Raw genomic sequence first — 12,682 nt, 5'->3', positions numbered from 1 at the left:
CCTCTTAGAAGTCATCTCATTTGGTGAGTCGGCGGTAGCAGATGAGGGTGCAGGCGATGCTGGTGAAGGCCAGGAAGTGGTCGGCTTTGCGTTCGTAGCGGCGGTGCAGGCGTCGGCATCCGGCGAGCCAGGCCATGGTGCGTTCGATGGTCCAGCGGTGGCGGCCGAGTCGTTGCGAGGTCTCGATGCCCCTGCGGGCGATGCGGTGCCGGATGCCTCGCCTGGATAACCATTGCCGCAGGTGGTTGTAGTCGTAGCCCTTGTCGGCGTGGAGTTTGTGGGGCCTGCGGCGTCGGCGTCCCCGGCGGGAGCGGATCGGCGGTATGCCCTTCACCAGTGGGATCAGTGCCTGGCTGTCGTGCGTGTTGGCGCCCGAGATTCCGATGGACAGGGGCAGGCCGGTCCGCTCCGTCATCAAGTGGATCTTTGACCCGTACTTGCCCCGGTCTACAGGATTCGGACCTGTCAGTTCCCCCTTTTCAGGGCCCGCATGTTGACCGAGTCGATCGCGCACCGGGACCAGTCCAGCTCGCCGCGGGATCCGAGTTCGTCGAGGACCAGGCGGTGGAGTTTGGCCCACACGCGGGCCTTCGTCCACTCGGTGAAGCGTCGGTGAGCCGTCGCTCCGGAGGGACCGAACGAGGCGGTCGGCAGCTGCTGCCACGTGCAGCCCGACGCCGCCACGAAGACGATCGCGGCCAGCACTTCCCGGTCGCCGTGCCGACGCCGGCCACCGTCCTGAGGCCGCGACGGCGCCTCCGGCACCACCCGCTGGAACAGCTCCCACAACTCGTCCGGTACCAGCCGCTCAACGATCCCTGTCACGACCGGCAGCCTATCCAGCCAAATGAGATGCTGTCTTAGACCGTGTCCTACGTGGTGAGGCGGTCGTTGATGTGTTCATGGGGCGGGGTACGTGGAGTTGGATTGTTCCGGACGGGCTGTGGGGGATCGCGAAGCCGCTGATCCCGCCGTCGAAGGTGCGTCCGCAGGGTGGTGGGACGCAGGACACGCCTGATGAGACGTTGTTCGCAGCGATCGTCTACGTGCTCGTCAGTGGTTGCGCCTGGCGTGCCCTGCCGCCCTGCTTCGGGATATCGAAGTCGACGGCCCACCGCAGATTTCTGATCTGGTCGAGAGCCGGTGTCTGGGGCCGCCTTCACGAAGCCGTACTGCACCGACTCGATGACGCCAGCCTCATCGATGTCACCCGCGTCGTCCTCGACACCGCCCATGTCCGCGCTAAAAAAGGGGCGAACACACAGGCCCGAGCCCCGTGGACAGAGGCAAGCCGGGTTCCAAGATGCACATCCTGTCGGACGCGAACGGACTGCCCCTTCTCGTCGGCGTCTCGGCCGGCAACACCCACGACAGCGAAGGGCTGAAGCCCATGGCCGAGGGTCACCAAACGAGACACGACCCCCACCGCGGCCGGTACTTCAAGCCCCAGCGCCTCCATGCCGACAAAGGCGTACGACCGGGCCGACCTGCGGAAATGGCTGCGCGGCAAGCGGATCGGCGTGCGTATCGCCCGCAAAGGCATCGAGTCCATTGAACGATTAGGGCGCAGAAGGTGGGTGATCGAGCGCACGATGTCGTGGCTGTCCGGATACCGCAGACTCAGCCCCCGCTACGAGCGCAATCCCCGCAACTACCTGGGCTTCCTCGGACTCGCCGCAGCCCTGTGCTGTTACAAGAGACTCGTCCGCCTCACCACGTAGGACACGGTCTTAAGCGCGCCACTGCTCGTCGGCCTGCTGGGCACGGCTGCATCGACATCCCACACCCCACCCGCGACCGGGAACGCCAGGACGGCCGCTGCTCTACGGGACAGCGAGACGTCAGTCCCACCGATGGTTTCGTAAGCGAGAGCGAGCAACGTTTGCCCACGGTTTCGGGCAGTACGTAGCGATCGGGCAGTTCGAAATTGTCGATGGGAACTGACAACGCTGGCGCTCGGCTGTGACCGGAGGGACAGCATCGAACGCTCGTACGATCCGTGCGAGGATCACGACGTGAACGATCTGTACTTCCGCCTCGCCGAACAGAGCGACCTCGCCACTCTCGTTCGTCTGCGTGACGACGCTGCCCGCTGGATGCTCGCGCAGGGCATCATCGGCCAGTGGCAGCCCGGCCAACTGGACGAGGACCACTTCCGCAAGATCATGGTGAGTGGTGAGGTCTGGCTCGCCGAGGCCGATGGCCGCGTGGCCGGGGCATGGGAGCTGTGGTGGGAAGACGAGGACGCCTGGGGACCGCAGCCGCCGGTGGCCGGCTATGTGCATCGGCTGATGGTGGACCGCAGCAGCACCCAGCCGGGGACGGGGCGGCTTCTCCTGCGTGCTGCGGAGCGCCGCGTTGCCGCGGCGGGGCGGGCGTTCGTGCGTCTGGACTGCCTGGCCGGCAACACACGCCTGAACGCCTACTACCTCAACGCCGGCTACCGGATCGTCGGCCACAAGGCAGGCAAGCCGCAGCCGGGCGGTGCACCCAAGTCGTTCACCCTCCTGGAGAAGACCTCCGGGCAGGCCGCGGGGGCTGAGCGACAAGTGGTGTCAGCTTCCACCGAAGAAACCACACCGGGCACGGAATAGGCCAGCAGGATCATCGACAGGGGTGAGTACGGTTCGAAGATCCACCTGATCACCGAGCGGACCGGTCTGCCCCTGTGCGTCGGAATCTCGGGTGCCAACGTCCACGACAGCCAGGCCCCGGTCCCACTCGTGAAGGGTGTGCCGCCGATCCGGACCTGCCGGGGCCAGTGTCGCCGCAGGCCCGGCAAGCTCCACGCCGAAAGGGCTACGACTACTGCCACCTGCCCCAAAGGCTGTCGCAGCGAGGCATCCGGCACCGTGTCGCCCGCAAGGGCGTCGAGACCTCGCAGCAACTCGGCCGACACTGTTGGACCATCGAACGGACCATGGCCTGGCTCGCAGGCTGCCGCCGTCTCCACCGCCGCTACGAACGCAAGGCCGACCACTTCCTCGCCTTCGCCGGCATCGCCTGCACCCTCATCTGCTACCGCAGACTCGGCGGCCTACCGCCGCGGTAGTTCGATGGCGCGCCTGAAGCGGTGTGATCACCCTCGTCCAGTGATCGGCAGCGTCGCCGTCAGAACCCAAGCATCAGATCCGAGCCTTGCACACCGAACTCCACGGTCACTGTCTACCAGGCGTACGCGCCGGAGCCAGCTGTGGCCCAGTTGGGTGCTCGGAGAACACCGGTTGGCCCGCGAGCGGGGCCTGGCGGGTATCCCCTGCGTTGTGTGGCAGACATGCTCTGCGCGGTCAGTCGAAGGCCACGACCAGGCGAACGCCGTCGTCTCCGAAGCGTCCTGCCATGGCCTTCATCACGGCAAAGACGTGTGGCCAGTGAGTCTCATGGCCCAGTACAGCACCGACCGTCAACGGCTCGTACGCGCAGGACAGTTCACCGGTGGTCCACTCTACGCGTTCGGTCGCCTCGCGCAGGTCGGTCGGCGGCTCGCCTACCGCGGACAGGGCTTCCGGAGGCCAGGCGTCGGAAACGAGATGTTGGTGCGGGATCGACGGCAGGGACTTCGTGCGCCAGGTCAGTCGGCCGGTGAAGTGGTCAGGCGTTGTCGTGGGGTCGATCGATGCGAGCTCCGCCCAGCTGACCCAGCTTGCGCTGTGCAAGTCATCTGATGCGGCCGAAGGACCCAACCGCGCGCGCAGTCCGGTCGACAGATCAAGGGGAAGACCACGGCCTGGTGCAACGGGTCGGAAGCCCACGTAGTTGCGTACTCCGAAGAGACAACCGAAGGCTGCGTAGTCGGTCTCGTCGTACAGCGGCCAAAGATCCATGGCTGCCACCCACGGCTCGCCGTCGTGGTAGTCGGTGCCGGTGGCGGGATGGCGAAACTCGATGCCGCCATGGATATCCGTACTCACGGCGTCGCACCCTAACAGCGCCTGGCTGGACAGATTCGAACATTGCAGGTCAGCAGCGGAGGCGGGCTCTGTCCCCATAGATTCGCAGGACGCACTCCCTGAAGCACGTCAGCGGCGCACCCCCGTCCGAAGGGTGCAGGGTCAGTCCCAGAGCCATCAGGGGGCGAATGGCATCCGCATGCCTACGTCCATCGGGGTCAGGTCCTTGTACAGCCGCCCACGCCTCGAACAGTGCCCTGACAGCCTCCCAGCCCGGTCCGGGCACGAAATGGCACAAGAACGTCGGCTGGTCGACCCCGTACTGGCGAAGCTCACCAACCCGAACGTCTCCGCGCATGAGCCGCCATGTCCGCACTCCGTCTCCCTCGTTCGTCTCAGCGGAAGCACGCTACTGCCGTTCGTTCACACGCGGGCTACGCAAATCGGTCGCTCCGCATTGGCACAGGACCGTTCGACCGTCCTTGCAAAGGTCGGTGAACGCGGTTTGACAGGGATCATCAAGCCGCGTTCACGGATCCGTGTCTGTGCCAGGCCGCGAAGCCGACTGCGAGGCGTCACGATCTCAGCCGTCGAATTGGTCCCACTCGACCGGCACGTCGGCCAACGGTGCGAGAGCACTGCGATGGGTGGCGTCGGCCCAGGCGCTGAAGGCATCATCGCCTCCTTCGTCTGAGACACGCAGGACAAGTCCTGGAGCCACGTAGAAGCGCGTGGGGGCCCCGGGCCAGAACGGCCGCAGAGGCACGGGGCGAAGTGCCGCCGTGAGTCGGGCGACCTCCTGCGCGGTGAGGGGGCAGGACAGTGCAACGTAGTCGGCGCCCATGGAAGCCTCGAAGAGCGAGAACTGGATGAGAAAACCACTGAGGGGTTCCAGCTCGGCGATCAGAGGCTCGTCGTACTCACAGAACCAGACGGTCGGATCGGCTTCGGGGCCGTCGAGCGTCCACAGCACTGACCAGAAGAACCCGCCCTGGTTCTCTTCGCCGAAGACGAGCATCTCCCCCTTGGGGTCGGTCATACGTTTGGTGACGGGGAGGATTCGGTTCTGTGCTCCCAGACAGCGTGGGCGGTGCTGGGCCAGCCGGTGGAAATGCCTCAGTTCATTCGGCAGATCCACGGCGGAGACCTCTACCGAAGGAGGCCCGGCTGTCTCAGGAGCAGCGGAATACCAACCAGTGACGAACTGTTCGAGCGCACTGGCTCGATTGCCGTTCACCTCTCTGAGCCACTCCAGGTCCGGGAGATCCACTGACGGGAGGGGAGGGCGGACCCGGTCCAGGCTGAGCTTGGTCAAGGGCGAGTCGAGCCGGAGGACGCAGTCGGTGAGAACGTGTTCGTCGCAACCCGGACGGAGTACCGTTCTGGCCCGAGTCACGGATCCGATGCCGAGATGCAGCAGGCCTTCCGAGACTCGGACCGTCACATGGACGGGCAACTTCGGGTCGTCTGTGCCGCGCTCCCATGGATCTTCCACCAGCCGTTTCCTGACAGGCGTTGGCGCAGGACCAAGGAGGCGGACCTCGTCGGCGCTCCACACGCAGCTCTTGTCGAGACTGTCTCCGGCTTCCACGATGATCAGTGTCCCGACATCGCCGATAACGACGGTGGCGCTGCCGAAGGCGAAGCTTTCGGGGATCGTCAGGCCGCCACAGAGCGCGTACGCCCACTCGTCGTCCACGAGCGGCATGGGGGGCATGGGGGGCACCTCGCGAAAGTGATCAACCATGTGCACATCATCCTTGATGATCTGTCGCCGGATTCCTGCACGGTGGACGTCGTCGAAGGTGCGGGCGGCGAGAGGTCTGCGAGCAAGCCTTGACATGGATCACCAAGCCGCGTTGACAGACCTTTGGCTGTTGCTGCCCTCACCGTGTAGTGGCGGCTATGGGCGCCGCGCAGTGATCAACGCTTCCGCCCACTCGGGTGAATGAGCCCGACGTGCCGCGTCTCTGATCTGCTGGTCGCTCATGCCTGAGACGAGTTCGTGCGACTCATGTATGCCGTCTCCGTTACCGACGTGCACCATCATCAGGAACCAGAACAGCGAGCGAACCCCCGCTGAGCGGCGTCCAGAGCCCGTTGAGCGCTGCCCACAACATCACACGAAGGTACTTCTGAAGGCATCTACGCTCCATCGGTCCGGCGCCATCGAAAATAGGCACCGTAACAACCGCCGACAACAACGGCCTGGTTGCGGTCGAGAGAACGGGATCGGCACACACGGTCTTGGAGGCTCTCCCCCGCGAGCCATGGTCGTACGGACAGAATCCGGACGCGAGCCTGTGCTGACAGCGGCAGGGCCCTCGGAAGGGTGAGTACCGACGTCGATGCCAAGGTCTGTGAACGCCGCTTGACATGGATCATCAAGCAGCGTTCACAGATCTCTGCCGTCATGTGACCAGTGGGTGATGCCGGCCGTTGTGCCGGACAGCCGGTCAGGGACTCAGGTGGGCCAGTAGCTCTTCGCCGGCGGGGTATCCCTGCTCCTGGGGCAGCAGTCGGGCAGCTGAGTCCAGTTGGCCGTCCTCGACGAGGGCATGGATTTCGTGGGCGAGCGGGGTCACGTCGCGGATGGACACGATCCACTCGTCCGCGTAACGCGTCGATGCCTCACCCGAGAGCCCCAGTTGCAGCGAGCGGTACGGCAAGGGACGCAGGTGCAGATCGCGTTCGGGATCCCACTGGACACGGGCCGGTGCGCGCTCGAGGTCACGCTGCCAGGTGCCGCAATGCCTGTTTCACTACGCGCGCCATCCCCGTAACTATCTAGCCTTCCTCAGACTCGTCACTCTGCTGCTGCAAGCGGCTCGTCCGCCTCACGGACGTAGGACACAGTCTTTAGGTAAGTTGACCTCGTTGGAAGGCGACACAGCGGCCGCAGCTCCAGGCGGCCACCGTCACGCGCCTACAGAGACGGGGGCTACATGACGGACGAGCAGCAGGCGGTCGACCGGCACCTGTGGGAGCTCTTTGACTCCCTCCGTGGCTACTTCTCCGTCAATGAACTGGCCGACACGCTGCTGTGGAACGCCGTCGACTGGAAGACCCAGTCAACGGGCCTGACAGCTCCTGGAATCGTCGATCTCCAAAGTGCCGCGCAGCGCATGCAGAGCCGCGCCCCGGCTCTGGCTTCCGCGCTGGAAGGCGAATATCGGGTGCTGAGCGCCTATACGCCGGCACAGATCCGCCAGTACGCAAGGACGTTGCTGCGCCCGGTCGACCAGCATTCCGAGTTCGCCACCTCAGCGTCCCTGGTGAGGGTTGCCTCAACTGCACTGACGGCGTACGAGCAGGCAGACCGTGTGCAGCCGCTGCATCTGTACGATCCTGCCTGCGGCTCCGCCACGCTGGCCCTCGATGCAGCCGGAGCTCTCGCACGTCAGGCGGGCACATCGGTCAGCACCGCCGGTCAGGACATCAACTCTTCCAGCATCCGACGCGCCCGAGCGCACGCTTTCCTCACGGACGCCGAAGCCGCCTTCAGCGTGTCGGACTCTCTGGCGGAAGACGCGTTCCCCGGCCGCCGCTTCGACTGCACGGTCGCCGAGATTCCCTACAACATGTCGTGGCGCAACAGTCACGCCCTTTGCGCGGATGAGGCCGCACGGCCGGAGGGCCGTTATCCCGCCGGGCTGCCGCAATCCGACAACGCCTCATTGCTGTTCGCCCAGATCCTGATCAGCAAGCTTCGGGAGCCGACCGACGGCGGCGGCCGGGGCATCATGTTCACAGCCACCGCACCGCTGCTCGATACGGGCGGCAACGCCATCCGCACCTGGCTGCTTGAGCAGGATCTGCTGGACGCCGTTGTCGCCCTACCTGAAGGACTCAGCGCACACACGCACATCAGACTGTTCGCCCTGGTCTTCTCCAACACCAAGATCAAAGCTCGTCGGCACAAGGTGCAGTTCATCGACCTGCGCGGCTTCTACGAGGATGTGACGTCCTCTCGTCGACTTGAGCGCCGCGTGATCAGCGAAGCAGCCCTTGATGAGCTGGCACGCAGTCTGAAACAGTCCAAGCCGACGGCTTATAGCCGCACGGTGCAGGCGAAGGAACTGTCCTACCGCCGTGTCAGCGTCACCCACCCCACCACGGCGGCCACCGGCAGGCCCGAACGTCGGCAGGCACCCCCACTGACCGCGCTGCTGCCGGCTGCTGCCTCTCTGGAAACATGGCGCGACGCCCGCTACGGCGTGATGCCACCGGACGTGCGGGAGGTGGCGAACTCCCAAATCACGAGGTTCGACGTGGACCGGGTCTTCCGGTCCGACAAACCTCCCCGCGCTCTGCGTGAGCTCACCCGGCACCACTGGAAGACGGCACGGCTCACCGAGGTCACCGAGCACGTCTGCTACGTCCCCTCGGCCAAAGCGGCCGACCGCGCGAATCGGCTTTCGGCAGCCGCGGGACAGCAGGCGGTCATCCTCCCCGTCGAACCGCACCTCGACGCAGTCACCGGCGACCCGGGCGACGTCGCCCCCGACAACCGCATCGTCGTCCTTCAGACGAGGGGAACACACGTCGACGCTGACTACCTCGCGGGCTGGCTCAATTCCTCACTGGGCCGGCTCCTGCGCGCCGCAGCCATCGGATCCGGCAGTGACAACTACGTCAGCCCACGCGCCCTCAATCTCAACCAGGCATGGCGCATCGTGGACGACGTCCTCATCGCTCTGCCAGAGCTTGCCATCCAGCAGGAGATGGCCCGTACGGAACGGGCCCTTGCTGCAGCCCGCCGTCACCTTGCAGACTCACAGAGGGAACTGTGGAACGACCCCCGGCGGCGCTCGGACATCTACCGGGAGGCCAGCCGTCTCATCCCCTCGGCAGATCTGGGCGAATGGGCGGCAAGCCTCCCTTTCCCCATAGCCAGCGCACTGTGGGCCTACGAGTCCAAGGGCGAGAGCAATCTCCACGCCCGTCACGCCCAGATGTTTCACTTCTGGGACGCCACGATCGAGTTCCACGCGGCCGTCGTCCTGTCCGCCCTGTTGCAGGACCGCTCCGTCCTCGAACAGGAGCTGCCCGCCCTTGCCACGCAGTTCCAAAGGGCAGGGCTCTCACCAGAGCGGGCCTCCCTCGGACTCTGGCACATCGTGCTGCAGCGTCTGACCAAGAGGTACCGTACGGCGCTGACCGGAACCGACACTGACGAACAGGCCCGCGTACAGGCAGCGTTCGCGGACGCTCCCTCGGACTTCCTGCAGACCCTCCTCAGCACGGACGTCACCAACCTGTTCGCAGACGTCATCCACCTGCGCAACACCTGGAGCGGCCATTCAGGGGCAACGAGCGAGGACTCCCTCAAAGAACAGCTCGCCACCCTGACCGGTCACATGCACACCTTGCGCAATCTGATCGGTGCCAGCTGGCAAGACTTCCCCCTCGTACGCGCCGGTGGCGCCCGGGTTAGGAACGGGATATTCCACCATGATGTGGATCTCGCCATGGGGCCCAACACCCCATTCCGCCAGGAACGGATCCCCAGCAACTCCGCCCCGGAAGAAGACGGCCTCTACCTCCTGCCCCGCGAGGGCGGCAGCGCTCTGCGACTCGCCCCGCTGGTCGAGCTGCAGCCGGGCGCCTTCGGAGCGAACAGCGACTGCTATTTCTACAACCGCCTGCAGACCGGCGGCATCAGGTTCGTGGCATACCACGAAGCCGCCGAATCGGAAGCGCTCAAGCAGACCCGCTCCACCGCAGCCCTGGTCGCCGACCTGACCTCCGGCACCTCGGCCCCTATGTAATCGGGCCCGGACAGTCGTTGTAAGTGCCTCGACCGTTTTGCCGAGGACTGCCCCGACCCTGCCGAGCCAGAAACCGAAGACAACGGTTACCCGTCGGGGGCGCAGTCGCGGTCCGGCGTGCGCAGAGCAAGCAGCCGAAGATGCGCCCTTCCAGCGGACGTGACCTATCGTGTGTCTGCAAGCGGCCCGAAGGATCAGGGCTCTGGTCGGGCGCCTGGCTTGCCCCTCACCGATTCTTCTTTCGCAACCCAGCTCGTCCAGCCGCTAGCGAAGCGCTGTCGGTGTGGGAGGCCCGAGGGGGCGTACAAGCAGGTCTGTGATGTCGGCTCTGTCCCGACCTGGTTTCTGTGTGGCAGGGGGACGACCTTCACGCGTGACGTCGGCGTTCGTGCGTCGAGAGCAATTGTCACTTCTTGTGGATCGGGGAGTAGGGAGTGGCTACCGTCCCGCGATGAGTCTCGGCAGTTCGCGCATGTCATAGAAGACGGTGGTGTCGCGGCCTTCGAGGCGTTCGGCCGGGGTCAGTCCGCCGACGTAGCCGAAAGACCGCATGCCGGCGGCACGGGCGGCGTAGACGCCGGGCCGGCTGTCCTCGACCACGACGCAGGCCGCGGGGTCGACGCCCATCCGGCGGGCGGCGTACAGGAACAGGTCGGGGGCGGGTTTGCCGCGGGAGACCTCGGTGGAGCTGTAGATGCGGCCTGCGAAGCGTTCGTAGAGTCCGGTGCGGCCGAGGGTGTGCCGCATCTTGTCGTGGGAGCCGCTGGAGGCCACACTTCCGTCGCTGACCTGCAATGCTCGATCCGTCCAGCCGGGCGCCGTTAGGTGGCGGTGTCGTGAGCACGGACATCCGCGACGGCATCGAGTTTCGCCGTCCTCCCACTGGTACCAACACCACGACGGCGAGCCGTGGGTGGCTGCCATGGATCTTCGGCCGCTGTATGACGAGACCGACTGTTCAGGACGTGATGTTGCTGGCACGGGCGACTGCCTTCTGCCCGCGGCCGGCGTACTCCGGCGGATCGGGCAGCGGGTCGAAAATCGATGGTCATCCGAGCTGGCCGGGCCCACGCTGTACGCCATGGAACAACCGCTCCGCGAGATCCGTGCGCTCTACACGGCGTCCACGATCACCGTCTATCAGGCGTACCGCCCGGAGATCGGCGGCCCCGCCGTCCGCAAGGGCCGCTTCCCCGCCGCGTGGAAGCCCGACCGCATGACGTGGATAAAGCCCAGCTTCTTGTGGATGATGTACCGCTGCGGCTGGGGCATGAAGGAGGGGCAGGAGACCGTCCTCGCCGTCGAGATCACTCGCGACGGCTTCGACTGGGCGCTGCGCCATGCCTGCCTGTCGCACTACGTCCGCGGACTGCACCCCGATCGCGCCGCCTGGCAGCGTGACCTCAAGCGCGCACCGGCCCGCGTCCAGTGGGACCCCGAACGCGACCTGCACCTGCGTCCCCTGCCGCACCGCTCACTGCAACTGGGGCTCTCGGGAGAGGCGTCGGCGCGCTACGCGAACGAGTGGATCGTGTCCATCAACGACGTGACACCGCTCGCCCACGAGATCCACGCACGCGTCAAGGACGGCGAACTGGACTCAGCCACCCAACTGCTCCCCCAAGAGCAGGGATACCCCGCCAGCGAAGAACTCCTGGCCCATCTGTGTCCCTGACCGGCAGTCCGGGCAGGACCGCAGGCACCACCCACGGGTCACACGGCGCCAAAGGTCTGTGAACACTGCTTGATGACCCACATGCTGTCAGGCTTCCACGCGGCGGGGAAACGGCCCTTGCGGGCGGCGGGTCCGCCGATCTCCGGGCGGTACGCCTGGTAGACGGTGATCGTGGACACCGTGTGGAGCGCGCGGATCCTGCGGAGCGGTTCTTCCATGGCGTACAGCGTGGGCTCGGGCAACTCGGACGACCACCGAATTTCGACCCGCTGCTCGATCCGCGGGAGCACGCCGGCCGCAACCGGCAGGCAGTCGCCCATGCGAGCCGAAGCGCGTCCGGCGCATGGAGCGACATCCCGGCAATGCCGCACGCGAGGTGGCGGACGTCAGAGAGCCGAATATCGCAGACCCTTACGCTGCCGAATCCGACAGGACGCTTCTGTGGACGGTCACGTAATTCCCCAGGGCCACGGTCACGTAATTCCGGAGGGGGATCCGGGGCCGGCGTGCCTGAAGGCGGCCCGAACTACCGCCCTGAGCGGGGCCATGCGAATTCACATGACAGTGGAGAGCGAGCTCCTCGATCATTGACCGATGACCACGGGACCGGATCTTCTCAGTCTGAGCATCGCGTGCCCTCCACCCGACGAGGGCGTCATAGAGGTCCGCCCGATCGTCAATGGCCGGGATCTTCTGGCCGAGGCCGTCCCCGGTGACGTGGAAGGCTCCCGGTACCTGGGAGTGAGCCCCCGGTACCTGCTGGGCCAGGACGGACTGTTGCATGCCACGGCGACGCGCCACGAGGTTGGTCTCGCTTGGTCCGGGTGCGGTGTGGAGGAGTGCTGTGGCGCGCTGTACATGACGGTCACGCGTGACGGGGATCATGTTGTCTGGGCGCGCTGGCGCGACCTGGCCAATCAGGACGTCGACCTGCCGGACCTTCGGTTCACCGCAGGTCAGTACGAGGCCGAGGTCCTTCGAGCCGGAGAGGACCGCAGTTGGGAGTGGCCGGCAGGAGCGGTTGCGCAGCTGCTCGAGGCTCGCCTGAGGGGACGCGGGGACTGGCTCGTCAGGTGGGACTGCGAGTTGGAAGGCGTCTGGGCCTCCCGCAAGGAACCCGATCGAATCCACGTCGTCCTGGGTCATCCCCGTGACCGCGCCGATTCAGATCTGCCCTGGCTCCAGTTCGGGATGACCCTCCCGATCTCCGCGGACGCCCCATCGGACCAGACCCAGCACCTTGAAGCGCGGCTGAGAAGCCGTATCTCAACCGAACGTGATCGTTTGATTTCTGCTGGTCAGGAATGGTTTCGCTCGGGTTGAGGGAGGCATGTCGACGTCTTGTG

At 65.8% G+C, this 12,682-nt stretch carries 8 protein-coding genes and 4 pseudogenes; 6 read left to right on the top strand and 6 right to left on the bottom strand.

Annotation, left to right across the window (positions count from 1 at the left end; translation table 11 throughout):
• Nucleotides 1–16: 16 nt before the first annotated feature.
• Nucleotides 17–816, bottom strand: a protein-coding gene (locus ACZ4IF_RS42970; protein WP_467574362.1) for an IS5 family transposase whose coding sequence is annotated in 2 segments (ribosomal slippage) — nt 17–478 and nt 481–816 — 798 coding nt in all. Because the reading frame shifts where the segments join, the coding sequence is not laid out codon by codon here.
• Between the two features lie 86 nt (nt 817–902).
• Here ACZ4IF_RS42970 and ACZ4IF_RS42965 point away from each other — a divergent pair.
• The 3 genes and pseudogenes from ACZ4IF_RS42965 to ACZ4IF_RS42955 form a co-directional block, all read left to right on the top strand.
• Nucleotides 903–1,721, top strand: a pseudogene (locus tag ACZ4IF_RS42965) (IS5 family transposase).
• A 294-nt stretch (nt 1,722–2,015) separates the two neighbouring features.
• Complete coding sequence (locus tag ACZ4IF_RS42960; protein WP_467574229.1) at nt 2,016–2,594, top strand: GNAT family N-acetyltransferase; 579 nt, start codon at nt 2,016–2,018, stop codon at nt 2,592–2,594.
• A gap of 15 nt (nt 2,595–2,609) precedes the next feature.
• Nucleotides 2,610–3,052, top strand: a pseudogene (locus tag ACZ4IF_RS42955) (IS5 family transposase); the annotation flags it as partial.
• A 235-nt stretch (nt 3,053–3,287) separates the two neighbouring features.
• Here ACZ4IF_RS42955 and ACZ4IF_RS42950 read toward each other — a convergent pair.
• The 3 genes and pseudogenes from ACZ4IF_RS42950 to ACZ4IF_RS42940 form a co-directional block, all read right to left on the bottom strand.
• On the bottom strand, nt 3,288–3,911 hold the full coding sequence (locus ACZ4IF_RS42950) for a hypothetical protein (protein WP_467574226.1): 624 nt from the start codon (nt 3,909–3,911) through the stop codon (nt 3,288–3,290).
• Nucleotides 3,912–4,473: 562 nt separating this feature from the next.
• Nucleotides 4,474–5,733: a hypothetical protein gene (locus ACZ4IF_RS42945; RefSeq protein ID WP_467574223.1), complete on the bottom strand. Its 1,260-nt coding sequence runs from the start codon at nt 5,731–5,733 to the stop codon at nt 4,474–4,476.
• 613 nt (nt 5,734–6,346) lie between these two features.
• A pseudogene (locus tag ACZ4IF_RS42940) lies at nt 6,347–6,634 on the bottom strand (DUF4291 family protein); the annotation flags it as partial.
• Nucleotides 6,635–6,835: 201 nt separating this feature from the next.
• Between ACZ4IF_RS42940 and ACZ4IF_RS42935 the strand changes: the two are divergent.
• Nucleotides 6,836–9,661, top strand: coding sequence for an N-6 DNA methylase (locus ACZ4IF_RS42935; protein ID WP_467574220.1), 2,826 nt, complete (start codon nt 6,836–6,838; stop codon nt 9,659–9,661).
• Between the two features lie 438 nt (nt 9,662–10,099).
• Here ACZ4IF_RS42935 and ACZ4IF_RS42930 read toward each other — a convergent pair.
• Nucleotides 10,100–10,435: pseudogene (locus ACZ4IF_RS42930) on the bottom strand (HAD-IA family hydrolase); the annotation flags it as partial.
• Between the two features lie 307 nt (nt 10,436–10,742).
• Here ACZ4IF_RS42930 and ACZ4IF_RS42925 point away from each other — a divergent pair.
• A complete protein-coding gene (locus ACZ4IF_RS42925; protein ID WP_467574217.1) occupies nt 10,743–11,336 on the top strand; it encodes a DUF4291 domain-containing protein in 594 nt (197 codons plus the stop codon).
• A 38-nt stretch (nt 11,337–11,374) separates the two neighbouring features.
• On the opposite strand, the gene ACZ4IF_RS42920 is transcribed toward ACZ4IF_RS42925, so the two are convergent.
• Nucleotides 11,375–11,554 (bottom strand): DUF4291 family protein, encoded by a 180-nt coding sequence (locus tag ACZ4IF_RS42920; protein WP_467574214.1) that lies wholly within the window; start codon nt 11,552–11,554, stop codon nt 11,375–11,377.
• 376 nt (nt 11,555–11,930) lie between these two features.
• On the opposite strand from ACZ4IF_RS42920, the gene ACZ4IF_RS42915 reads away from it, so the two are divergent.
• Nucleotides 11,931–12,659 carry a hypothetical protein gene (locus ACZ4IF_RS42915; RefSeq protein WP_467574211.1) on the top strand — a complete coding sequence of 243 codons (729 nt, stop codon included), beginning with the start codon at nt 11,931–11,933 and terminating at the stop codon, nt 12,657–12,659.
• Nucleotides 12,660–12,682 lie beyond the last annotated feature (23 nt).

The sequence above is a fragment of the Streptomyces sp. NPDC025784 genome, from assembly GCF_055558435.1.
This window is presented reverse-complemented; position numbering and strand designations above follow the sequence as displayed.